The sequence below is a fragment of the Burkholderia sp. Bp8984 genome (assembly GCF_003853755.1).
GTDB lineage: Bacteria > Pseudomonadota > Gammaproteobacteria > Burkholderiales > Burkholderiaceae > Burkholderia.
Genome location: NZ_QTQN01000034.1, coordinates 60,648 through 84,672 on the forward strand (window position 1 = coordinate 60,648; position 24,025 = coordinate 84,672).

At 68.7% G+C, this 24,025-nt stretch carries 20 protein-coding genes; 4 read left to right on the plus strand and 16 right to left on the minus strand.

Annotated elements, in window-relative coordinates:
• The first annotated feature begins 277 nt into the window (after positions 1-277).
• Together DID98_RS28100 and DID98_RS28105 are read left to right on the plus strand one after the other, a co-directional pair.
• Positions 278-1,564, plus strand: a complete 1,287-nt coding sequence (locus DID98_RS28100; protein ID WP_044846173.1) for an EAL domain-containing protein — start codon at positions 278-280, stop codon at positions 1,562-1,564.
• Positions 1,565-1,640: 76 nt separating this feature from the next.
• Complete coding sequence (locus DID98_RS28105) at positions 1,641-2,366, plus strand: copper homeostasis protein CutC (protein WP_124520644.1); 726 nt, start codon at positions 1,641-1,643, stop codon at positions 2,364-2,366.
• Positions 2,367-2,553: 187 nt separating this feature from the next.
• Here DID98_RS28105 and bioB read toward each other — a convergent pair whose 3' ends face one another.
• The 9 genes from bioB to aceK form a co-directional block, all read right to left on the minus strand.
• The gene (gene bioB / locus DID98_RS28110; RefSeq protein WP_124520646.1) at positions 2,554-3,573 is read right to left on the minus strand and encodes a biotin synthase BioB; all 1,020 of its coding nucleotides are present in this window, start codon (positions 3,571-3,573) and stop codon (positions 2,554-2,556) included.
• Positions 3,574-3,609: 36 nt separating this feature from the next.
• On the minus strand, positions 3,610-4,329 hold the full coding sequence (gene bioD, locus DID98_RS28115) for a dethiobiotin synthase (protein ID WP_124571785.1): 720 nt from the start codon (positions 4,327-4,329) through the stop codon (positions 3,610-3,612).
• Positions 4,326-5,537: an 8-amino-7-oxononanoate synthase gene (gene bioF, locus DID98_RS28120; RefSeq protein ID WP_124571786.1), complete on the minus strand. Its 1,212-nt coding sequence runs from the start codon at positions 5,535-5,537 to the stop codon at positions 4,326-4,328. Before bioF ends, bioD begins: the two co-directional genes overlap by 4 nt.
• Complete coding sequence (gene bioA / locus DID98_RS28125) at positions 5,534-6,880, minus strand: adenosylmethionine--8-amino-7-oxononanoate transaminase (protein WP_124520650.1); 1,347 nt, start codon at positions 6,878-6,880, stop codon at positions 5,534-5,536. Before bioA ends, bioF begins: the two co-directional genes overlap by 4 nt.
• A 653-nt stretch (positions 6,881-7,533) precedes the next feature.
• Positions 7,534-8,793 carry a dienelactone hydrolase family protein gene (locus tag DID98_RS28140; protein ID WP_124520652.1) on the minus strand — a complete coding sequence of 420 codons (1,260 nt, stop codon included), beginning with the start codon at positions 8,791-8,793 and terminating at the stop codon, positions 7,534-7,536.
• 107 nt (positions 8,794-8,900) lie between these two features.
• Positions 8,901-9,338 (minus strand): YchJ family protein, encoded by a 438-nt coding sequence (locus DID98_RS28145; RefSeq protein WP_044846180.1) that lies wholly within the window; start codon positions 9,336-9,338, stop codon positions 8,901-8,903.
• 39 nt (positions 9,339-9,377) lie between these two features.
• Positions 9,378-10,055 (minus strand): SDR family oxidoreductase, encoded by a 678-nt coding sequence (locus DID98_RS28150; RefSeq protein WP_044846181.1) that lies wholly within the window; start codon positions 10,053-10,055, stop codon positions 9,378-9,380.
• Between the two features lie 243 nt (positions 10,056-10,298).
• Positions 10,299-11,066, minus strand: a complete 768-nt coding sequence (gene can, locus DID98_RS28155) for a carbonate dehydratase (RefSeq protein ID WP_124486578.1) — start codon at positions 11,064-11,066, stop codon at positions 10,299-10,301.
• Between the two features lie 62 nt (positions 11,067-11,128).
• Positions 11,129-12,958: a bifunctional isocitrate dehydrogenase kinase/phosphatase gene (gene aceK, locus DID98_RS28160; protein ID WP_124571788.1), complete on the minus strand. Its 1,830-nt coding sequence runs from the start codon at positions 12,956-12,958 to the stop codon at positions 11,129-11,131.
• Positions 12,959-13,295: 337 nt separating this feature from the next.
• Between aceK and DID98_RS28170 the strand changes: the two genes are divergently transcribed.
• Complete coding sequence (locus DID98_RS28170; RefSeq protein WP_044846184.1) at positions 13,296-14,372, plus strand: MBL fold metallo-hydrolase; 1,077 nt, start codon at positions 13,296-13,298, stop codon at positions 14,370-14,372.
• Positions 14,373-14,547: 175 nt separating this feature from the next.
• Here DID98_RS28170 and DID98_RS28175 read toward each other — a convergent pair whose 3' ends face one another.
• From DID98_RS28175 to argS, 6 genes are all read right to left on the minus strand, one after another.
• A complete protein-coding gene (locus DID98_RS28175; protein WP_124571789.1) occupies positions 14,548-16,188 on the minus strand; it encodes an ABC-F family ATP-binding cassette domain-containing protein in 1,641 nt (546 codons plus the stop codon).
• A 192-nt stretch (positions 16,189-16,380) separates the two neighbouring features.
• Positions 16,381-17,976, minus strand: a complete 1,596-nt coding sequence (locus DID98_RS28180; protein WP_124571790.1) for an ABC transporter substrate-binding protein — start codon at positions 17,974-17,976, stop codon at positions 16,381-16,383.
• Positions 17,977-18,422: 446 nt separating this feature from the next.
• Positions 18,423-19,196: an SDR family oxidoreductase gene (locus DID98_RS28185; protein ID WP_044846187.1), complete on the minus strand. Its 774-nt coding sequence runs from the start codon at positions 19,194-19,196 to the stop codon at positions 18,423-18,425.
• Between the two features lie 19 nt (positions 19,197-19,215).
• Positions 19,216-19,857 (minus strand): thiol:disulfide interchange protein DsbA/DsbL, encoded by a 642-nt coding sequence (locus tag DID98_RS28190; protein WP_044846188.1) that lies wholly within the window; start codon positions 19,855-19,857, stop codon positions 19,216-19,218.
• 69 nt (positions 19,858-19,926) lie between these two features.
• Entirely contained in the window at positions 19,927-20,826 is a 900-nt protein-coding gene (locus tag DID98_RS28195; RefSeq protein ID WP_124571791.1) for an SPOR domain-containing protein, read from the minus strand.
• 113 nt (positions 20,827-20,939) lie between these two features.
• On the minus strand, positions 20,940-22,721 hold the full coding sequence (argS, locus tag DID98_RS28200) for an arginine--tRNA ligase (protein WP_124520661.1): 1,782 nt from the start codon (positions 22,719-22,721) through the stop codon (positions 20,940-20,942).
• Positions 22,722-22,921: 200 nt separating this feature from the next.
• Here argS and DID98_RS28205 point away from each other — a divergent pair, with 200 nt between their 5' ends.
• Positions 22,922-23,245, plus strand: coding sequence for a DUF1840 domain-containing protein (locus tag DID98_RS28205; protein WP_044846191.1), 324 nt, complete (start codon positions 22,922-22,924; stop codon positions 23,243-23,245).
• A 122-nt stretch (positions 23,246-23,367) separates the two neighbouring features.
• Here DID98_RS28205 and DID98_RS28210 read toward each other — a convergent pair.
• Positions 23,368-24,025, minus strand: a 658-nt coding sequence (locus DID98_RS28210) for a vitamin B12 dependent-methionine synthase activation domain-containing protein (RefSeq protein ID WP_311767944.1), incomplete at its 5' end; no start/stop codon positions are given.

Sequence of the window (24,025 nt, forward strand, 5' to 3'; positions counted from 1 at the left end):
CGGAGAATGAAACGACCGTACGGAGTTTAGCGTGACGACGCGGCGGGTGCGTTCGAGTGCGCCGGTGCGCATGCACGTGAACGGTGCATCCGGCCTGCGCCATGCTGGTGCGGCGGCGCCGCACGCAGGCGCGGCGCGCGTGTTCGGCCCTTGCACGGACCTTGCTTGATGCTTGCCTACCGTCCGGCACCGGCCGGACAACCGAGGATTCCACCATGACATTGCGCGCGCCGTCTCAACCAACCGCCGCGTTCGGCTGCATCACCAGGAGGGCGCCATGACGATCGCGCAACAGGAGCGTCCGGCCACCGCATCGCCGTATCGTTTCGAGCGGGAGATGAGCTCCGGCCTCGAGCGCCTGGCGACGCAGCATCACGACCTGTCGCTCACGACCGTGTTCCAGCCGATCTTCAGCCTGTCGCACCAGCGCGCGGTGGGCTACGAGGCGCTGCTGCGCGCGCATGATGCGCTCGACCGCGCGGTGTCGCCGCTCGACGTGTTCGGCGAGGCCGCGCGCCAGGGCGAGTTGCTGCAGCTCGACCGGCTCGCGCAGGCGCTGCATCTCGAGAACTTCGCGCTGCTCGGCGCCGAGCGCGAGTGGCTGTTCCTCAACGTGCATCCGGGCGTGCTGACCGACCCGTTCCAGGCCGCCGCGCTGTTCGCGAACCTGAAGCGGATCGGCATGCCGCCGCGCCGCGTCGTGCTCGAAGTGCTCGAACAGCGCGCGGAAGACGTCGAGCGGCTCGCCGAGGCCGTGCGCGAATTCCGCGCGCAGGGTTTCCTGATCGCGCTCGACGATTTCGGCGCCGGTCACTCGAACCTCGAGCGGATCTGGCAGCTGAACCCGGACATCGTGAAGCTCGACCGGATCATGCTGTCCCACGCGGCGCACCGCACGGGGCTCACCGCGATCCTGCACGGGCTCGTCACGCTGCTGCACGAGGCCGGCAAGCTGGTGCTCGTCGAGGGGATCGAGACCGAGCACGACGCGCAGATCGCGCTGTCGTGCGAGGCCGATTTCGTGCAGGGCTATTTCTTCGGCCGCCCGGCCCCCGGGCTACCTGACAGCGCGGCCGCGACCGGTTGCATCGGCGAGCTGACCGAGCGCTTTCGCCAGCAGACCGAAGCGCGCGAGCGGCGCGACGCGCAGCGGCTCGCGCCATACCTGCGCGCGTTCGAGCGCGCGGCCGAGCGGGTGGCGGCCGGCGAGCCGCTCGACGAGGTGTGCTGGAACTTCCTCGCGCTCGACGATGCCGCGCGCTGCTTCCTGCTCGACGCGCGCGGCCGGCAGGCCGGCCGCAACGTCGTGCTGCGCGCGGACCGCGCGCTCGCCGAGGCGCGCTTCTCGCCGCTGTCGGATGCGCAGGGTGCGAACTGGCTGCGCCGGCCGTATTTCCGCACGGCGATCGCCGAGCCCGGACGCGTGCAGGTGACGCGCCCGTACCTGTCGATCAACGAGGCGCAGCCGTGCGTGACGCTGTCGGTGGCGGTGCGCATCGGCGATGCGCAGCACGTGCTGTGCGGCGATATCGACTGGATCGACGAGGAAGCGGGCGGCGCATAGCGACGGCGTCGCGCTGGCGCGGTTCATGCCGCTCGGCTAGGATGCGCGAATTGTCCTGACGATTCGCGAGCCGCCGATGAACCGCACCGCCGCTTCCTCCGTTCTCCTCGAAGTGATCGCCACCACCGTCGGCGACGCGAAGGCCGCTGCCCGCGCGGGCGCCGACCGGCTCGAACTCGTGACCGCGATCAGCGAAGGCGGGCTCACGCCGAGCGTCGGCCTGATCGAGGCCGTCGTGGCCGCCGTGGCGATCCCGGTGAACGTGATCGTGCGCCCGCACAGCCGCGCGTTCATCTACGAAGCCGACGACCTGCGCGTGATCGAGCGCGACGTGCGCGCGGCCGTCGCGGCTGGTGCGAACGGCGTCGTGTTCGGCGCGCTCGATGCGCGCGGCGACGTCGATCTCGATGCGCTCCAGCGCATCGCGGCGGCCGCGGACGGGCGCGACCTGACGTTCCATCGCGCGTTCGACGTGTCGCGCGACCTCAATGCCGCGTTCGACGCGCTGCTGCGCGTGCCGGCGGTCACGTCGGTGCTGACCTCGGGCGGCCATCCGTCGGTGCTCGACGCGGTCGCGACGATCACGCGGCTGGTGCGCCAGGCGGCAGGCTCGACCTGCACGGTGCTGGCCGGCTCGGGCCTCACGATCGACGCGGTCGGCGATTTCGTTCGCGCGACCGGCGTGCGCGCGGTGCACTTCGGCTCGGGCGTGCGGCCGCGCGGCGAGGTGCTGGCGCCGGTCGACGAACAGCGCGTCGCGCGCGTGCGCGCGGCGCTCGACGGCGCGGCCGCACACGTGTGACGCGCAGGCGGAAGTCGCGCCGACGCGCACGCTGACGATCGGGCTCGACGCTTCGATCCGGCGCGCGGGCAAGACCGCGATGCGCGACGCGCAGGCCGGCCCGGCGCAGACGATCGGACGAAAAAAAACCGGGGCATGCCCCGGTTTTTTCGTCTGCAACCTTCGCAGAACGACGCGAGGCCGGCGCTTACGCGTTCTCCGCCAGCGCGTCGGCCTGGCTCGCGCGGATGCCGAGGCGCTCGAACAGCGCGCGGTCGCGCTGCGTCTGCGGGTTGCTCGTGGTCAGCAGCTGGTCGCCGTAGAACATCGAGTTCGCGCCCGCGAGGAAGCACATCGCCTGCATCGCGTCGTCGAGCTGCTCGCGGCCGGCCGACAGCCGCACGACGGCCTTCGGCATCGTGATGCGCGCGACCGCGATCGTGCGCACGAACTCGAACGGGTCGAGCGGTGCGGTGCCTTCGAGCGGCGTGCCCTCGATCGCGACGAGGTTGTTGATCGGCACCGACTCCGGATACGGGTTCAGGTTCGCGAGCTGCGAGATCAGGCCCGCGCGTTCGCGGCGCGATTCGCCCATCCCGATGATGCCGCCGCAGCACACGTTGATGCCCGCGTCGCGCACGCGGTCGAGCGTGTCGAGACGATCCTGGTAGGTGCGCGTCGAGATCACCTGGCCGTAGAACTCCGGCGACGTGTCGAGATTGTGGTTGTAGTAATCGAGGCCCGCGTCGGCGAGTTCCTTGGCTTGCTCGTCCTCCAGCATGCCGAGCGTCATGCAGGTCTCGAGGCCCAGTTCCTTCACGCCGCGCACCATCTCGGTCAGCGCAGGCATGTGGCGCTCCTTCGGGTTGCGCCATGCGGCGCCCATGCAGAAGCGGCTCGCGCCGTTCGCCTTGGCCGCGCGTGCGGCGTCGAGCACCGCGTCGACGTCCATCAGCTTCTCGGCCTTCAGGCCCGTCTCGTGGTGCGACGACTGCGAGCAGTAGCCGCAATCCTCCTCGCAACCGCCCGTCTTGATCGACAGCAGCGTCGACAGCTGCACCGCGTTCGCGTCGAAGTGCTCGCGATGCACCTGCTGCGCGCGGAACATCAGGTCGTTGAACGGCAGCTCGAACAGCGCGACGACGTCGGCGACGCGCCAGCGCTGCGACGTCGGGGCGGCCACGGGGATCGCGTCGGGTTGCACGGCGGCGGTCTGGGCTTGGGTCATGGTGGTTTTCCTGTCGTGAATGCGGGGATCGGGGCGTCAATGCTGCGCGCGGCGCAGCGTGTCGACGAGCGCGGCGATGTCGAGCATCGCCGCGGCGGATTCGGGGGCGGCCGGCGCCAAGTGCGCGATGCGGCCAAGCAGCGGCGCGCGATGTTCGCGCGCGAGCCAGTCGCGGATCGTCGCGACGTTCTCGTCGGCGTACGGCATGGCCGGGTCGACGTGGTTCGCGACCCAGCCGGCGAGCGTGAGGCCGCGCTGGCGAATCGCGTCGGCCGTCAGCAGCGCGTGGCTGATGCAGCCGAGCCGCATGCCGACCACGAGCACGACCGGCAGGCCGAGCGCGACCGCGAGATCGGCCGTGTCCTGCGTGTCGTTCAGCGGCACGCGGAAGCCGCCGACGCCTTCGACGACGACGACGTCCGCGCGCGTCAGCGCCTCGCGGTGGCTCGCGACGATCGTGTCGAGGTCGATCGTCACGCCTTCCTGCGCGGCGACGATGTGCGGGGCGGCCGGCGCCTTCAGCAGGAACGGCGTGCGCAGCTCGGGCGGCAGCACGACGTTCGCGGCCGCGTCGAGCTGGTCGGCGTCCTCGTTGCGCCAGACGCCGTCGCGTTCATACGCGCCGGCCGCGACGGGCTTCAGCGCGGCCGCGCGCAGGCCGTGACGTGCGAAGCCGTGCAGCATCGCGGCCGACACGAAGGTCTTGCCGATCTCGGTGTCGGTGCCGGTGACGAAAACGGAAAGCGGTGCGTTCATGCGGTTTGCTCGCTGGCTTCGATGAGTGCGGTTTCCAGCCGCGCGAGATCGTCGAACGAATGCGCGGCCGACAGCGAGATGCGCAGGCGCGACGTGCCGGCGGGCACCGTCGGGGGCCGGATCGCGGGCACCCACAGGCCGTGCGCGTCGAGCGAGCGCATCGCCGCGAGCGTCGCGTCGTTGCTGCCGATCACGAGCGGCTGCACGGCCGTGTGCGAGTCGACCGGCTGCCAGCGTGTCATGCGCAGCAGCGCGCGCGTGCGCTCGATCAGCGCGGCGAGGTGCGCGCGTCGCGCATCGCCTTCGTCGCCGGCGATCACCTTCAGGCTTGCCGATACCGCATGCGCGACCGCGGGCGGCGCCGCCGTCGTGAAGATGTAGCTGCGCGCGCGCTGGATCATCCATTCGATCACGGTCTCGTGCGCGATGACGAACGCGCCCGCGACGCCGGCGGCCTTGCCGAGCGTGCCGACGTACACGAGGTTCGGCGAGCGCAGCGCGGCGGCCGCGAGCGCGCCGCGGCCCTGCGGGCCGAGCACGCCGAAGCCGTGCGCGTCGTCGACGACGAGCCACGCGCCGTGGCGTTCGGCCAGCGCGACGAGTTCGGCGAGCGGCGCGAGGTCACCGTCCATGCTGAACACCGTATCGCTGACGATCAGCTTCGTTTCGGCCTCCGACGCATCGAGCAGCGCGGCGAGCGCCGCCATGTCCGCATGCGGATAGACCTGCACGTTCGCGCGCGACAGCCGGATCCCGTCGATCAGCGACGCGTGGTTCAGCGCGTCGGAGAAGATCGTCGCGTGTTTGCCGGTGAGGGCCGTCATCGCGGCGAGGTTCGCCATGTAGCCGGTGCTGAAGTACAGCGCGCGCGGCGCATCGGAGAAGCCGCCCGCGAAGCCGGCGAGTTCGTCCTCGAGCGTCGCGTGCGCGCGCGAATGGCCGCCGAGCAGATGCGAGCCGCCGCTCCCGGAGCCATAGCGCCGCGCGCCTTCCGCGAACGCGGCGACGAGCGCCGGATGCGCGGCGAGGCCGAGATAGTCGTTGCTCGCGAAGCCGACGATGTCGCGGCCGTCGACGCGCATGTGTGCGTCGCACGCGGTGTCGGCGGTGCGGCGCACGCGGCGCAGGCCCTGCGTATCGAGTTCGGCGAGGCCGCGCTGCAGCGTGTCGAGCAGCGGCGCGGTCGTTTTCTGCGACGGCTGTTTCATCGCGCCGCCTCCGCGAGTGTCGCGTCGAGCGTGTCGCGCGTGCGTTGCGCGAGCCACGCGATGTCGTCGTCGCTCATCACGTACGGCGGCATCAGGTACACGGTCGTGCCGATCGGGCGCAGCAGCAGTTCGCGTTCGAGCGCGCGCTCGAAGAAGCGTCGCGAGAAGCCGCGTGCCGCGTCGCCGTCGAGCGCGACGTCGAACGCGAACAATGTGCCGCGCTCGCGCAGGTGACGCACCTGCGGGTGCGCGCCGAGCGGCGCGAGCGCGGCGCGCATCGCGGCCGACTTGCGCGCGTTGGCGGCGAGCACGTCGTCGCGCGCGAACAGGTCGAGCGTCGCGACGGCCGCGCGGCACGCGAGCGGGTTGCCGGTGTACGAATGCGAATGCAGGAAGCCGCGCGTGGTGTCGTCGTCGTAGAACGCCGCGAACACGTCGTCGCGCGTGAGCACGAGCGACAGCGGCAGGTAGCCGCCGCTGATGCCTTTCGACAGGCACAGGAAATCGGGCCACACGCCGGCCTGCTCGCACGCGAAGAAGGTGCCGGTGCGGCCGCAGCCGACCGCGATCTCGTCGGCGATCAGGTGCACGCCGAATTCGTCGCACAGCGCGCGCAGCCCGCGCACGTACGACGGATCGTGCATCGCCATGCCGGCCGCGCATTGCACGAGCGGCTCGACGATCAGCGCGGCGATCCGGTCGGCGCGTTCGGCGAACAGGCGCCGCACGTCGTCGAGCGCGCGGCCCGCGACGTCGGCGGCCGTCTCGCCCGGCAGCGCGCCGCGCGCGTCGGGCGACGCGACCACGTGTGCGTTGCGGATCAGCGGGTCGTACGCGTCCTTGAACAGCGCGACGTCGGTCACGCCGAGCGCGCCGATGGTCTCGCCGTGATAGCTGTTCGCGACGCACACGAACTCGCGCTTGTCCGCGCGGCCGCGGTTGCGCCACGCGTGGAAGCTCATCTTCAGCGCGATCTCGACCGCCGACGCGCCGTCCGACGCGAAGAACGCATGGCCGAGCGTGCGCGCGGTGAGCGCGTGCAGCCGCTCGGCGAGCTCGATCGCCGGCTCGTGCGTGCAGCCGGCGAGCATCGCGTGCTCGAGCGTGTCGAGCTGGTCCTTCAGCGCCGCGTTGATGTCCGGGTTCGCGTGGCCGAACAGGTTCACCCACCACGAGCTGATCGCGTCGAAGTAACGGCGGCCGTCGCGGTCGTACAGCCACAGGCCCGCGCCGCGCGCGACGGGAATGAGCGGCAGGCGCTCGTGGTGCTTCATCTGGGTGCAGGGATGCCAGACCGCGCGCAGGCTGCGCGCGACCCAGTCATCGGTGGCTGGCGTACTCAAGGCGACTCCGGGGAGTAAAACGGCGGCGGGTATCGAACGGGACACCGCGCGGCGACAGACGGAAAACGCGCTGAGATTAGCGTGTTCCGCCGCGCGTTGCACTACCGGTTACAAACACCGCAAAGCCTTGCCGGGCGGGAGTTCGGCGCAGATCCGGGGTGCTCGGGACGGTACGCGCCAGATGCCCCGAAATGCCCGCAGATGACGACGTTCGAGTGACACCCCCCGACAGAAAAAAATCGTCGGGCGGGCGGGCGCGGGAGGGGTGAAAAATCGGGGCGGGAAGGAAAAAGGGGCGCGAAGTGTGGCGCAATGCGACCGGCGAATGGCGACTAGCGACTAGCGACTAGCGACTAGCGACCGGCGACCGGCGACCGGCGACCGGCGACCGGCGACCGGCGACCGGCGACCGGCGACCGGCAAATGGCGCGTTGAATCAGGCGCCGCTGGCGTTCGGAAAACGCGGGAAAAGGCGGGAAAAGTCCCGCAAAGGCTCTCAGCGGATGTTACGAGCGGGGTGCTCAGCCCGCTGACTCACAAGAGCGCGGGAACGGGCATGCGAACGCCGTTGCGGACCGCGCGCTCACGAAACGGAAGAGGGGAAAGAGACGCGGGTAGAACGCGATCCTGACGCGCGTCGCGACCCGCGCGCGTCAGCGCGAAGCCAAGGCGCGCGCGTCGGCGTCGCCGTTGTCGGCCGTCTGCGTCGCGTTCGCGTTCCACACGACGCGGTCGTTGACCGCATACAGCTTGCATGCGCCCGCGCCCTGCTTCGAGCAGTTGTCGAGCGCGAGCGCCATCGGATCGTCGCCGCCTTCGGCCCACGACCATGCGCCTTCAGCCGACACCGCGAACGCACGGCTCGGATGCTGGCTCAGGAAGCGGCGATAGCCTTCGCGGCCGGCTGCGTCGAGGAACGGCACCGCCTCGACCGCGTCGATCGACGCATAGCCGGTCGCATTCGGCTCGTGCGGGTTCGCGACCGCATAGCGCACCGAGGTCGGCAGGTTCAGTTCCGCGAGGAACGCATGCACGGCCGGCCACCACACGGGCACGCCGTCGCGATCGACGATCAGCCGGTGCGCGTCGTCCTTGTAGCGGCCGAAATCGATGAACTGCGCCTGCGTGCCGTGCGACACGTAGGCGTCGTGCATCTGCGCGACGAGCGCGGGCGTCCACACCGAATCGTTGTCGCCGTACAGCCACAGCGACCGCACGGCCGTATGCGCGCCGTACTGGTCGAACGCGTCGACGAGATTGCGCTGCCAGCCGTCGCACAGGTCCTGGCGCAACCCGCCAGAGAAGTTGATGATGCCGCGCACGCCGGGCGCCGCCTCGGTACCGTATGCGACCGACACGAGGCCGCCGTGCGACGTGCCCGCGACGACGATGCGCGACGCATCGATGTACGACTGACGCGACATGTAGCGGACCGTCGCGTCGACGTCGGCGGCCTGCACGAGGCCGTTCTTGCCGACGTTGCAGCCTTCCTGCTGGTACGCGCCGCCCGAACCGGCGAAGCCCTGGCGGTTCGGCGCGATCACCGCATAGCCGCGGCGCACGAATTCACGCGCGAACGCGAGCGGCCGGCTGCGCGGCTGCTGGTGAAGATCGCCGGTGTTCTTGCCGTGGTTGAAGACGACGAGCGGGAACGGGCCGGGGCCGTTCGGCTTGAACAGCGTGGCCTCGAGCATCACGGCGCCCGAAGCATCGGCCGGAATGCTGACGATTTGTTCGTTGAGGTTCGCGGCGACCTGCGGGAGGCCCGAATCGCCGTAATCGAAGCGCTCGGCGTGGGCGAGCGAGCCGCTGGCCGTGGCCGCGCCAGATTGCGCGTTCGGCGCCGTACCGGCCTGAGCGGCCGACAGCGCGCAGGCCGCCATCCATCCCACCAATACCTTGCTGAACGCCATTCGTAAGCCCTGCCATGCAACATGACCAATCTGACGGCCATCCTAGCCCGACAAATTCAGGTTGTGCAATGCGGGAATTACCCGGCGTCTGACATGGCAACTATTTGTCAGCGTTCACTTACTTCGCCGTCGACATAGCGCCAGAAACCGTGCTCGTCGCGTGTGAAACGACTCGTCTCGTGGAGCCGGTACGCCCGGCCGCCGACCTTGTAGCGGGCCACGAATTCGACCTCCGCGTGCTGTTCGTCGAGCCGGGCATGGCGTTTGACGGCGAGGCCGAGCCAGCGAGGCGCGTCGGGCGCATTCGGGTCCGCATCGAGATCGGCCGGGCAGGTGCGCGCGTCCCAGGTCGCGCGCAGGTAGTCGGTCGCGCCGAGCACGTACGCGCTGTACCGCGAGCGCATCAATTCGAGGGCGGTCGGCGCGGCTTCGCCGCCGTCGATGAAGCGGCCGCAACAGGCCGCATAGCGTGGCGCCGGGGCTTTGCCGGCAGGGACGGGGGACGCGCCGCCGCACGGGCACGCGTCAGGTCGGTTCAAAATCATGCGATTCGGGAATTAACGACGCCGGGTTGTCATGCCGGCTCACCAGCTGAGCTCGACGCCGTCGTACTGGAAGAAACGGCCGTTGGCCTGCGACACGTCCGCGCCGGCTTCCGCGATCACGCGGCGCATGCCGGTCACGCTGGTCTCCGGATCGATCGCGGCCTGCGCGCCGCCCATGTCGGTGCGCACCCAGCCGGGATGGAGCGAGATGCAGGCGGCGTGGCGCGTCTGCAGCGATGCGATGCGAAGCACGTCGTTCAGCGCGGCCTTGCTCGCGCGGTACAGCCAGCCGGTCGTGCCGGTCGCCTCGGCGATGCTGCCCATCCGGCTCGAGACCACCGCCAGCACGCCGCGCGCGTCCTCGACGAGCGGCAGCAGGATCGGCAGCAGTTGCATCGGCCCGCGCACGTTCGTATGCATCACCGTGTCGAAATCCTCGGCGCCGATCGTTTCGACCCCTTCGGTGCGCGGCCCGTACACGCCCGACACCAGCACCGCCGCGTCGAGCCGTTCGCCGTCGAGCTTCCAGCCGAGCGCCGCGATCTGTTCGGGCTGCGCGATGTCGAGCGCATGCGCGTGCGCGCCGCGTTCGCGCAGTGCGGCAAGCGATGCGTCGTCGCGCGCGGTCGCGATCACGTTCCAGCCGTCGCGCCGGTATTGCCGGACGAATTCGCGTCCGAGGCCGCGCGATGCGCCGACGATCAGTACGGTTTTCATGTTCGCCGCTCCTTTGCATTGCACCGCCGTCGCGGCAGTGCCGGTGTCAGATCAGTTCGACGGCCGTCGCGGCCGCATGACCGCCGTTGCGCCGGCTGGCGTGTGCGCACGGCGCACCCGTCGCGCGACGGGATGCAGGGGGCGCGGCCCCGCCACCATGATGCACCTTCAGCCGGATGGCGCGCGGCGGGGCGCTGGCGTGCCGCGCCCGCGTGGCCGCGCACGTCGGCTACTTCGAGTCGGTTACTTCGCGTCGTCGCACGGCTTCAGCGTGGCGGCGACCGCCTGCGCGACGTCGTCGAGCCGCGCGGCGTCCGCCGCGACCATGTCGTTGTCGGGCGCGTGCTGGCCGCGCGCGGTCAACGCCGCGACGCAGCGCTTGTAGGTTGCATCCAGCGCGTCGAAGCTCGACACGGCCATCCCGAGGTTGCGCATCCGCCCGTCGTGCACGCCGTACACGAGCCCGTGCACGGTGAGCGACTGGCCGCGCGCCCATGCGTCGTTGACGATCGTCGTGCGGCATACGTTGACGACCTGCTCGATCGAGTTCAGCTCGATCAGGCGGCGATAGCGCGCTTCGCCGACCGGCCATTCGTCGAGCAGTGCGGCGTGGCGTTCGCGCACGTCCTGCACGTGATGCAGCCAGTTGTCCGCGAGGCCGACGCGGCGGTTGTGCAGCGCCGCGTTCACGCCCGAGCAGCCGTAGTGGCCGACGACCATGATGTGCTTCACGCGCAGGATGTCGACCGCGAACTGGATCACCGACAGGCAGTTCAGGTCGCTGTGCACGACGACGTTCGCGATGTTGCGGTGCACGAACACTTCGCCCGGCGGCAGGCCGATGATCTGGTTCGCGGGCACGCGCGAATCCGAGCAGCCGATCCACAGATATTCCGGCGCCTGCTGGTCGGCGAGACGCGCAAAGAAGTCGGGATCGTCGGCGAGCTGGCGCTTGACCCAGGCGTCGTTGTTGTCGAACAGGTGTGAAAGCGGATTGTCTTGGGTATTCATCGGTGTGGATTCCGTTGGCGGAAGTCAGGTCGATAACGGGTTTGGTTCGATCGGACGGTGCGTCAGGCGGCGCGCTGCGCGTCGCTTGCGTCGTCGCCGGCGTCACCGGCGTCCGGCGTCGCGTCGAAGCGCTCGGGGTAGCGCACGCTGAAGCGCAGCGACACGTCGTACGGGTAAAAATCGGGCAACTCGCCCTGCAGCAGCTTGTCCTTGCTGGCCTGCCACAGCGCGGGTTCGAAAAAGTCCGCGTGATGCTTCATGAAGACCGTCCGCACGCGCGGGTCGCCGAGCAGGAACGGTCCGTAGGTTTCCGGAAAGATGTCGTGCGGGCCGACGGTATACCACGGTTCGCCGGACAGCTCGTCTTCCTCGTTGCGCGGCGGCGGCACGCGCCGCACGTTGCAGTCGGTCAGGTACTCGATCTCGTCGTAGTCGTAGAACACGACGCGGCCGTGGCGCGTGACGCCGAAGTTCTTGTAAAGCATGTCGCCGGGGAAGATGTTGGCCTTCATCAACTCCTTCACCGCGTTGCCGTACTCCTTCACGCCGTGCTCGACGTCCGCGTCGGTGCCGTTCTGCAGGTACAGGTTGAGCGGCGTCATGCGGCGCTCGATGTACAGGTGCTTGATCACGAGGTTGTCGTCCTCGTATTCGAGCAGCGACGGCACTTCCTTTTCCAGCTCGCGCACGAGCGCATGGTCGAGCCGCGACAGCGGCAGCGCGACGCTCGAATACTCGAGCGTATCGGCCATCCGCCCGAGACGGTCGTGGCGCTTCACGAGCTGGTACTTCTCCATGATCTGCGCGCGCGTCGTTTCCTTCGGCGGCGGGAACTGATCCTTGATGATCTTGAACACGTACGGGAACGACGGCAGCGTGAACACGAGCATCACGAGGCCCTTGATCCCGGGCGCGATGATGAAGCGGTCGCTCGAATGCGACAGGTGGTGCAGCAGGTCGCGGTAGAACAGGTTCTTGCCCTGCTTCTGCAGGCCGACCGACGTGTAGATCTCGGCCTTCGGCTTGCCCGGCATGATCGTGCAGAGAAAATCCACGTACGCGGAGGGCACGCCCATGTCGACGAGGAAATACGAGTGCGAGAAGCTGAAGATGATCTGCAGCAGGTCGCGGCGCAGCAGCACGGTGTCGAGCGCGAGCAGGCCCGCGCGCACGTGGCGGATCGGCACCGCGAACGGCAGCACGCGATCGGCGTTGATGATGCGGCCGACGATGTACGCGCTCTTGTTGCGGAAGAACAGCGACGACAGCACGTGGATCTGGAAATTCGGCGCGGCGTCGAACTGGCCGAATTCGTCGCTGATCGCCTGCATCACGCAGCCGATGTCGCGCGTGAGATCCTCGAACGGCGGCTCGAGCTGGAAGTTCGTGACGATGCGCTCGAGCGTGGCCGCGAGCCCGTCGGTGCCCGGGTAGTACGCGCGATAGGTCGGCTTCGCGGCCGGCTCGTCGTTCTCGAGGTATTCGGTCGAGATCGCGGGCCGCACGAAGATGAAATCGTTGCTGAAATACGAGCGGTGCAGGATCTTGCAGCACACCGAATTGAAGAACGTTTCCGCGCACTCGGGCTGGCGGTGCGACGTGAGCAGGCCGATGTAGTGCAGCTTGATCTGCTGCCACACCTCGTCGTCGATGTTCTCGGCGTCGTATTCGTCCTCCAGCAGCTCGACGCACTCCTGGACGCGATCGTCGTACGACGTGATCCGCTCGCGCGCGAGCCGCTGCAGGCCGTGCCAGTCGGCGCGCTCGAATAGCGTCTTCGCCTCGACGGCGGCTTCCCGGAAGATCCGGTAGTGGCGGTCGAAGTACTCGAGCATCGTCTGCGCGACGTCGAAGCCGATTTGCGACGACAGCAGTTTGGGGAAGTGATTCATCGCGTGCAGGCTCGTTGAAGAGGGGCTGTAAGCACTCGCCATTTTAGCGCCCAAGTCGGCGTTTCAAGGACTTTCGGGGTCCGGCGCCCAAGCGCCGTCAATGGGCGGGTTGCTCGCCGTTGCATGCCGTTCGATGCATCTTCGCGTAAAGATACGGGTACGGAACCGATTCTGACACGAACTTTTTTTGGCCGTCCGGCGCGCGCCGGCACGCGTTTCGCGCGACGGCGATAGAATCGACGCGATGCCCGCCGCGGCATGCCGCGCGCTCCTGCACTTGCATTCGCACCCGCGCCCGCATTCGCATTCGCACCGATAACGACGAGACACCCCACCGATGAACGCACTGGAACACCAACTCGACTATCCCTTCGCCGACACGCTGCCCGCCGCGGGCGACACGTTCGAGGTCGCGCCCGGCGTGCGCTGGCTGCGCATGCCGCTGCCGTTTTCGCTCGATCACATCAATCTCTGGCTGCTGCGCGACGAGATCGACGGACAGGCCGGCTGGACGATCGTCGACTGCGGTATCTCGTCCGATGCGATCCGTACGCACTGGGAACAGATCTTCGACACGCATCTCGACGGGCTGCCGGTGCTGCGCGTGCTCGTTACGCATTGCCATCCCGATCACTTCGGCCTCGCGAACTGGATCTGCGAAGGCGGCGACCGGCGCCGCTGGAACGTGCGGCTGTGGATGACGCTCGGCGAATACATGTTCGGCTGCCTGATGGCGGCCGGCAACGGCTCGAACGCCGGCGGCGCGGCCGCCGCCGATCACTTCGCGCGTCACGGGCTGACCGATCCGGCCGCGCTCGACAAGCTGCGCAACCGTCGCAGCTATTACTCGGACCTCGTGCCGGCCGTGCCGCCGCGCTACCGGCGCCTGCGCGAAGGCGACCCGGTGACGATCGGCGCGCGCACGTGGCGCGTCGTCACCGGCTACGGCCATTCGCCTGAACATTGTGCGCTCTACAGCGAAGCGGACGGCGTGCTGATCTCCGGCGACATGGTGCTGCCGCGCATCTCGACCAACGTGTCCGTGTTCGATCTCGAGCCGGAAGCGAACCCGCTCGCGCTGTACCTCGAATCGCTCGGCCGCTACGAGACGATGGCGCCCGACACGCTCGTGCTGCCGTCGCACGGCAAGCCGTTCCGCGGCGTGCGCACCCGCATCGCGCAACTGCGCGCGCACCACGACGCGCGGCTCGACGAAGTGCGCGTCGCCTGCGCGGAGAAGCCGGCGAGCGCCGCCGACATCGTGCCGATCATGTTCCGCCGCCGCGAGCTCGACATCCATCAGATGACGTTCGCGCTCGGCGAGGCGCTCGCGCACCTGAACCTGCTGTGGCTTGCGGGCGAGCTCGTGCGCGAGCAGGGCGACGACGGCGTGATTCGCTTCGCGCGGGCCTGAGCGTTGCCGGCCCGACGTTCCCTCGTTTTCAGCGTTCAACCCGGTCCGTGCCGTTCCAACAACGCGAAATCCGTCGTCCCTATCGGCAAAGGCCTGCTCGAATCGGAGCGGCTCGTCAGGCAGCGGTTCGTCGAATCGGACATCACGCGAAACGACGAACGACCGTGAGCGTCAATCACGCGACGGGTTCGTAACGCCACCCGTCGCGCTGCCATTGCATCGTGTGCGTCGGCGCGAGCGCCGCGAGAAACGCGGCGTCGTGCGACGCGACCACCAGCGCACCGGGGAAGCCGGCCAGCGCGGCTTCGATCGCGCGCACCGATTCGAGATCGAGGTGATTGGTCGGCTCGTCGAGCAGCAGCAGCTGCGCGGGTGTGCCGCGCCACAATGCGCACGCAAGCGCGGCCTTCAACCGCTCGCCGCCGCTCAGGCGCTGCACCGGCTGCGTCGCGCGCGCGGCATCGAGCTGCAGCAGCGCGAGCCGGCTGCGCAGCTCGCCTTCGGCGAGCGGCGTAGCGAGGCTGCCCAACTGCTCGACGATCGAGCGCTCGGGATCGAGCAGCGCGAGCCGCTGGTCGAGATACGCGGCGCTCACGTGCGTCGCGCAGGTGCCCGCGCGCGGCGCGAGTTCGCCGGCGAGCATGCGCAGCAACGTCGATTTTCCGCAGCCGTTCGGGCCCGTCAGCGCGATGCGCACCGGGCCGCTGGCCGACCACGTGATCGCGTCCGCGCGCCCGGCGGTGCGCCACGGCAGTCGGGCGCGCTCGAGCGTGAACAGCTGGCGGCGCGCGCTGACCTCGGTGCCCGGCAGCGACACGAGCACCGGCGCGTCGGCTTCGACGCGCGCGGCTGCGTCCTGCACGCGTTCGTCGAGCGTCGCCTTGAACGCGCTCTGGTCGCGGCGCACCTGCCCCATGATGTTGCGCGCGGCGCCCTTGCGCCGCTGCTTCGCGCCCGACGACAGGTTGGCCGTCTTCGCATCGCGCAGCGAGCCGGCCGCGTGGCGCTGGATCGTGTCGTGTTCCTGTTCGAGCCGGCGCCTGGCGCGCCCGCGCTCGGTGCGCGCATGCTCGAGCGCGGCCTGCGCGGCATCCTGTTCCGCGTCGCGTTGCGCGCGATACAGCGCGTAGTTGCCGCCGTAAGTACGCACGCCGTGCGGCGTCAGCTCGGCGATGCGCTGCACGTGCGCGAGCAGCGCGCGGTCATGGCTGACGATCACGATGCCGCCGCGCCAGCCGTCGAGCGCCGTGCGCAGCCACGCGCGGCCCGGCGCGTCGAGGTGGTTGGTCGGTTCGTCGAGCACCAGCAGCCCGGCCTCCGACAGCAACGCGCCGATCAGCGCGACGCGCGCCCTCTGGCCGCCGCTCAACGCATGTGCCGGTGTATCGGCGCGCACGTCGTGCAGGCCGGCCGCGTCGAGCGCCGCGCGCAGCCGCTCGGCGAGGTCCCAGCGATCGCCGATCAGGTCGAAGTCGTGTGCGCTCGCGCGGCCGTCCGCGAGGCGCGCGAGGGCCGCGAGCGGCGCATCGAGTGTGGCGATGGCTGCGACGGTCTGCGTGCCGGCCGGTGCGTCGTCGTGCTGCTGCGCGACGTAGACGACCGACGTCTGCCGGTCGATCGCGCCCGCGCTCGGCGTGCGCCGGCCGGCGATCAGTTGCGCGAGCAGGCTCTTGCCGGCGCCGTTGCGGCCGACGATGCCCGTCGGCGTGCGGTCGATGGAAAGGTCGAGCGAATCGAACAGCGTGACGCCGTCGTCGAAGCGGAAGGAAACGTGATGAAGCGCGACGAGCGCGCCGGTCGGCGTGGCAGCAGCCATAAGCACCTCCGAAAATGCGTGAAACCCTTCGCGCGCGGCGTGCGAGGCACGGCGGCGAAAACATTTTTGGGAAGGCTTAGTTGTTCACTTCGGCTGGCGTCCGGTATGAGGAATGAGCGCGCAGTGTAGCAAGCGCGGCGCGCGGGCCGCAAGCGACGGGCCGGGGCGCCGTCGCTTGCGCGCCACGCGCGGTTACTGCACGGCGACTGCCGCGAAGTTCTGCCGGCCGAACGGGCTGACGTGATAGCCGCTCACGTTCGCACGCGTGAGCGCGGCCGCGGTCGGGTAGCCGAGCGGAATCCACAGCGCCTCGTCATGGATGATCTTCTGCGCCGATTCGTACAGCTTCGCGCGCTTGCCCTGGTCGGCGGTCGACTTGCCGTCGGCGATCAGCTTGTCGAGCTGCGCGTCGCAGAAGCGCGCGAAGTTGATGCCCGACTTCACCGCGTTGCAGCTGAACAGCGGCGACAGGTAGTTGTCCGGATCGCCGTTGTCGCCGGCCCAGCCCATGAACAGCATGTCATGCTGGCCGAGCTTCGCCTGCTTGATCAGCTCGCCCCACTCGATCACCTTCACCTCGGCCTTCACACCGATCTTCGCGAGGTCGGCCTGCAGCAGTTCCGCGCCGGCCTTCGGGTTCGGGTTCAGCACGCTGCCGGTCGGGCGCGTCCAGATCGTCGTCGAGAAGCCGTTCGGGAAACCGGCCGACGCGAGCAGCTGCTTCGCCTTCGCGGGATCGTACGCATACGGCGCGACGTCCTTCGCGTAGCTCCACGTGTTCGGCGGATACGGGTTGTTCGCGGCCGTCGCCGTGTTGTCGAACACCACCTTCAGGTAGGTCGCGCGATCGAACGCGAGGTTCAGCGCCTCGCGCACCTTGTCGTTGTCGAGCGGCTTCTTCTGCGTGTTCAGCGCGACGAACGCGGTCATGAACGCGGGCGTCTGCACGACCTTCAGCGCGCCTTCGCCCTTCGCGGCGAGCACGTCCTGCGGTTTCGGCGACAGCGCGATCTGGCATTCGCCGGCCTTCACCTTCTGCATGCGCACCGACGGGTCGGGCGTGATCGCGTAGATCAGCCGGTCGACCTTCGGCTTCGCGCCCCAGTAGGCCGGGTTCACGTCGTAGCGGATCAGCGCGTCCTTCGTGTAGCTCTTCAGCACGAACGGGCCGGTGCCGATCGGCTTCGCGTTCAGGTCGGCCTGCTTGCCGGCCTTCAGCAGCTGGTCCGCGTATTCGGCCGAGTAGATCGACGCGAAGCCCATCGTCAGGATCGGCACGAACGTCGCGTTCGGCTCGTTCAGCACGAACTTCACTGTGTTGTCGTCGACCTTCGTGACCGACTTCACGAGTTTCACGAGGCCCATCGACTGCGCGTGCGGGAAGCCGCTCGCGCCGGCCACCTTGTGCCACGGGTTCGCATCGTCGAGCATCCGCGAGAACGTGAACACGACGTCGTCCGCGTTCAGCGGGCGGCCCGGCTTGAAGTAGTCGGTGGTCTGGAACGCGACGTTCGGGCGCAGATGGAACGTGTACGTGAGGCCGTCGGCGCTCGCTTCCCATTTGTCGGCGAGCGCGGGCACGACCTTCTTCGCCGCTTCGTCGTACGACACGAGCGTGTTGAAGATCACGTCGGCCGATGCGTTGGTCGTGACGAGCGAGTTGTACTGCACGACGTCGAAGCCGTCCGGGCTCGATTCCGTGCAGACGGTGAGCGGCTTGGCGGCGGCGAGGCCGGGGGCGGCGAGGGCGGCGGCGACGGCGGCCGCGGCGAACAGCTTGACGTGCATAGGTTCTCCCACGTTGCTTGTGATTTTTGCTGGGTGTCGGAATGCGGGCGTGGCCCGGTAACAGGCGGGGCCGGCGCGGCTGACGGATAGCATACCGTCAAAGCGCGCGGTGCGTGAAAAAAGGCGCCGGAACGCAGCGAATTGAGCGAGAAACGGCTGCGTTCGCGACGGAATGCGTGCTGGGGCGGCGCAGCGGCGGGGAGATGAGACAGGCGCGACGGCGAACGACCGGCGGCCGAGATGGGGGGCGGGGAGAGCGCAGGCCAAAGCGGATCGGCGAGGATCGGTGCTGATCGACGCGAATCGGCTGGATCACCGAATCACCGAATCACCGAATCACCAGAATCGGCAGAATCACCAGAATCGGCAGAATCACCAGAATCGCCGCGCCGGCTGCGGCGAGTCGTGTGGAAGGAGGAGCGGTGCGTGCGACGTTGGCGCCGCACTCAATGCGCACCGGCCTTCGGCTTGCGCGGCGCCTTCTCGAACAGGCGGTCGTAGAGCCAGCGCGGCAGCACGTGCAGCACCTTCGCGACGACGCCCATCTGCCACGGAATCACGCGGAACGCGTGCTGCCGCGCGATCGCGCGCGCGGCGCGGGCCGCGAAGCGGTCGGCGTCCATCAGGAACGGCATCCGGTACGGGTTGTGCGCGGTCATCGGCGTGCGGATGTAGCCGGGCGCAATCGTCACGACGCCGACACCGGCCGGGCGCAGTTCGACGCGCAGCGCCTCGAGATACTTGATCGCGGCCGATTTGGACGCGCTGTACGCACCTGATCCGGGCAGGCCGCGCACGCCGGCGACGCTCGCGACGCCGACCAGCGTGCCGTGGCGCGCGGCCGTCATCGGGCCGACGAACGGCTCGAACGTCGCGACCATCCCGTAGTAGTTGATGTCCATCACGTTGCGGAACGTGGCGAGATCGCCCTGGCCCGTGACGGCGCCCTGGCTGATGCCCGCGTTCGCGATCACGACGTCGGGGCAGCCGTGCGCGGCGATGAACGACGCGGCGGCCGTCGCGAGCGCGTCGGCGTCGCGCACGTCGGCGGAATAGACGGAGACGGACAGCTTGGGAAAGCGTCGCGCGAACGCATCGAGGGCATCGGTGCGGCGCGCGACGAGGGCGAGCGTGGCGCCCTGGCGGGCGTATTCCTCGGCCATCGCGAGGCCGAGCCCGCTCGACGCGCCGGTGATGAAGACCTTCAGCGGAGTAGTCATGCCGGCGCGCGGGCGGGGATCAGAGCTTCTTGTCCTGAACCTGCTTCACGAGGTAGTCGAGCACCTGCGCGGTACCCGGGATGCTGTTCGTGTAAGCCGGGCCCGTCTTGTACTTGCCCTGGACCACGATCGTCGGCACGCCGTCGATCGCGTAGTTCTTCAGCAGCTCGGCCGACTGCTTCACCTGGCCCTGCACGCTGAACGAGTTGTACGCGTCCATGAACTGCTTCTTGTCGACGCCCTGCGTCGCCAGGAAGTCGGCCTGCGCCTGCGGCGTCAGCAGGTAGTTCTTCTGCTTGTGGATCGCGTTGAAGATCGCCGGCGTGACCTTCTCCGAAATGCCGAGCGCCGACACCGCGTAGAACAGCTTCGAGTGCGGGAGGAAATCGTCGCGGAAGGCGACCGGCACGCGCTTGAAGTCGATGTTGTTGCCCTGCTTCTTCACCCAGGCCTCGACCGTCGGCTCGAATTCGTAGCAGTGCGGGCAGCCGTACCAGAAGAACTCGATGACTTCGACCTTGCCGGCCGGCGCGGACACCGGCTGCGGCGACTTCATCACCTCGAAGTCCTTGCCGGACACCGGTGCCGCGGGCGAAGCCTGGGCGAAGCCGGCTGCGGCCAGGCCGAGGGACAGAAGGAGCGTGCTAAGCAGTTTTTTCATGTTGTGGACGTCGAATCAGTTGCTCGGGTTACGAAACGTAACGGGTTCTGCGTGGGCGCGGCCGGTTGCTTACTGCTTCGTGAAACGGATCACCGCCGTGTCGACACCTGCATCGGACAGGCGCTGGCGGGCCGAGTTCATATCCTCGAATTTCGAGAACGGGCCGACGCGCACGCGGAAATAGGTCACGCCGCTGACATCGCGCTTCGACACCTTCGACTCGAAGCCCTGGAAGCCCAGCCGCGCGCGCTGCTGCTCGGCGTCGCCTTCCGTCTTGTACGCACCGACCTGCAGGAAGTAGCCGGTGTTCGCGTCGCTTGCGGTCGGCGGCTTCGCTGCCGCGGCGGACGTCGCGGACGGCGCCGGCTTCGGCGTGTTCGCGGCCAGTTGCTGTTGCTGCTGTTTCTGCGCGGCAGCCTGCTGCGCCTGCTTCTGCGCGGCGAAGCGCGCGAGGTCGTCCTCGCCGCCTTGCTGCTGTTGCTGCGCCTGTTGCGTCTTCTTCGGCGGCGGCGGGTTGTCGGCCGGCTTCGGCGCGACGGCGACGCCATTGCCCGACGACGCGTTGTTCGATGCGGTGGTGTTGCTCGAGCCGCTGGTGTTGCCGGAGCCGTTCGTGTTGCCCGACGGCGGCACTTCGACGATCTGCGGTTCGGGCAGCAGGCCGCCCTGGGTCTGGTTCGCGGCCTGGCCCGGCGCGGTGTTGGGCGGCGCGGATTGCGCGGCCTGCGGCACCGGCTGGCCGGGCGTCTTGCCTTGCAGCGCGCGGTTCGGGTCGAACTGCTGCGGCTGGCTCGCGGCGTTGTCGGCCGGCGGCGGCGCGACCTTCGACACGAACGGCGACGGCGACCGCGTGATGTAGAGCGCCACCACCACCGCGATCGCGAGGCCGACGATCAGGCCCAGCACGATTCCAAGAAATGTCCCTCCGGCTTGTTTCGATTGCTTCGAAGTTCGGCGTGGTTGTGCCATTGCTTGAGTCACCTGCAAAAAGAATCGTGAAAAGGCTGCGACGGGCATCCGGCGGCGGGTGCTCCCGTCGCAGGCGCGCCTGCCGCAGCCATTCGCTGCCCGGTCCGGGCCGCTTACATCTTGGCGGGCGCGGACACGCCGAGCACCGCCAGGCCGTTCTCGAGCACTTGCCGGGTCGCGGCGAGGAGCGCGGCGCGCGCGTTGCGCGGCGCTTCGTCGTCGACCAGCACGCGCTCCGCATTGTAGAACGAGTGGAATTCACCAGCGAGATCGCGCAAGTAGAACGCGACCGCGTGCGGCGCCAGTTCGTTCGCCGCGTGCGTGAGCATGTCCGGATACTCGGCGAGCTTCTGCATCAGCGACACGGCCTGCGGGCTCGTGAGCTGCGACAGGTCGGCACCCGGCAGCTGCGCCGCTTCGACGTTGTAGCGGGACTTCAGTTCGTTGAGCACCGAGCAGATCCGCGCATGCGCGTACTGGACGTAATAGACCGGGTTCTCGTCGTTCTGTTTCAGCGCGAGGTCGATGTCGAACACGAATTCGGTGTCGGCCTTGCGGGAGATCAGGAAGAAACGGACCGCGTCGCGGCCGCGCGTGATGGTCGCCTCGTCGATCAGGTCGGGGGCTGCTTCCTGGCCCGGCGTCGCGCCGCCCGACCATTCGATCAGGTCGCGCACCGTCACGTAGCTGCCCGCGCGCTTCGACAGCTTCACTTCCTGGCCGTCGCGCATCACGGTGACCATCTTGTGCAGCACGTAGTCGGGATAGCCCTTCGGGATGCCGATGTGCAGGCCCTGCAGGCCCGCGCGCACGCGCGCGATCGTGCCGTGGTGGTCCGAACCCTGGATGTTGATCACCTTCGAGAAGCCGCGCTCCCACTTCGTCACGTGGTACGCGACGTCCGGCACGAAGTACGTGTACGTGCCGTCCGTCTTGCGCATCACGCGATCCTTGTCGTCGCCCTCGTCGGTCGTGCGCAGCCACAGCGCGCCGTCCTGCTCGTAGGTCATGCCGGCCTTGATCAGCGCGTCGACCGTCTTCTCGACCCGGCCTTCGCTGTACAGCGACGACTCGAGGTAGTACTGGTCGAATTTCACGCCGAACGCCTGCAGGTCCATGTCCTGCTCGTGACGCAGGTACGCGACCGCGAACTTGCGGATCGCGTCGAGATCGTCGATGTCGCCCGCGCCGGTGACCGGCTCGCCGTCCTTCGCGGCAACCGTCTCGCGGTTCAGGTAGTCGCGTGCGATGTCGGCGATGTATTCGCCGTTGTACGCGGCTTCCGGCCAGCCCGCGTCGCCCGGCTTCAGGCCGCGCGCGCGCGCCTGCGTCGAGATCGCGAGGTTGCCGATCTGCACGCCGGCGTCGTTGTAGTAGAACTCGCGGTGCACCGCGTAGCCCTGGCTCGCGATCACGTTCGCGAGCACGTCGCCGAGCGCCGCCTGGCGGCCGTGGCCGACGTGCAGCGGGCCTGTCGGGTTGGCCGACACGAATTCGAGCAGCACCTGCTTGCCCTTTTCGCGATCCGACGTGCCGAACGCGCGGCCCTGGTCGAACACGGCGGCGATCACCGCCTGCTTCGCGGCGGCCGTCAGGCGCAGGTTGATGAAGCCGGGGCCGGCGATTTCGGCCGCGTCGACGAGCCCTTGCGCGGCCGGCTGGGCCGTCAGCGCGGCGACGATCTGCTCGGCGAGCTGGCGCGGGTTCGTGCCGAGCGGCTTGGCGAGCTGCATCGCGACGTTGCACGCGACGTCGCCGTGCGCGGCGACCTTCGGGCGCTCGAGCGTGATGGCCGGGGCGACGAACGCTGCGTCGGCGCCTTTCAGCGCGTGTGCGACCTGCGTGACGCTATCCGCGAGCAGGGCTTCGAGGGTCTGTTTGTGAGCTGGCAGCATGCTGGTAGAAGGCTTCGTTGGTGGCGGCCGGAAACGCCGGCCGGCCGGCGCGCTTTTTAAGCGCGCGTTTCAGGGATCGCAGAATTTTAACAGGTGCTAATATGCCGCTCAGGCGCCCCGCGTCCGCGAGGCCGGACGCCGGCCTGCCGGCGTCCCCCAACCGCGCCGCGCAGGCACAACAAGATGAAAAGGGAATAGTCATGATTACGTTCAAGAGCAAGGCGGCACAGGATCTCGACGTGCTGAAGGATTTCGCCGTATACGTGCTGGGCCTCGTCGGCAAGCAATTGGGCGAACGCGGTGTCATCACGCACGACGAACTGGACCACGCGATCGCGAAGCTGGAAGGCGCGGTCGCGCAGGCGAAGCAGGAGCGTGCCGAGCACGCCGGCCATTTCCACGAGGACGAAGACGACCACGCGCACCACGAAGTGCCGCCGAGCCTGGCGCAGCGCGTCGCACCGTTCCTGACGATGCTGCGCGAAGCGAAGGCCGGTCAGGCCGACGTGCACTGGGGCTTCTGAGCCGCGTTGCCCGCCTGACGCCGATCGCGAGATCGCAAAGGCGCATGAAAAAGCCCGCTCGATGCGGGCTTTTTGATTTCGTCTGATCAAAAGGGCGGCGAACCGCCCCGGTCGTGCCCGGATCAGAGTTGCGGCGCGAGCGCGCGGCGCGCGTCGTCGAGCGACAGCTGCATTCGTTGCGCGTAGTCGTCGAGCTGATCCTGCCCGATTTTGCCGACCGAGAAGTAGCGGCTGTCCGGATGCGCGAGATAGAAACCCGACACGCTCGCCGCCGGCAGCATCGCCAGCGAATCGGTCACGCTCATGCCGATTTCGTCCGCGTGCAGCGCGGCGAACATGTCGCGTTTCACGAGATGGTCGGGGCAGGCCGGGTAGCCGGGCGCCGGGCGGATGCCCGCGTACTTTTCGGCGATCAGCGCGTCGTTGTCGAGCGTCTCGCCGCTCGCATAGCCCCACAGCTCGCGGCGCACGCGCGCGTGCATCGCTTCGGCGAACGCTTCCGCGAAGCGGTCGGCGAGCGCCTTCAGCATGATCGCGCTGTAGTCGTCGTGGTCGGCTTCGAACTGCTTTTCCTTGACGTCGACGCCGAGGCCGGCCGTCACCGCGAACATGCCGATGTAGTCGGCGACGCCCGATTCCTTCGGCGCGATGAAGTCGGCGAGCGAGCGGTTCGGGCGCATCACGCCGTCGACCACCGGACGCACGCTCTGCTGGCGCAGGTTGCGCCACGTCATCAGCACTTCCGAGCGCGATTCGTCGGTGTAGATCTCGATGTCGTCG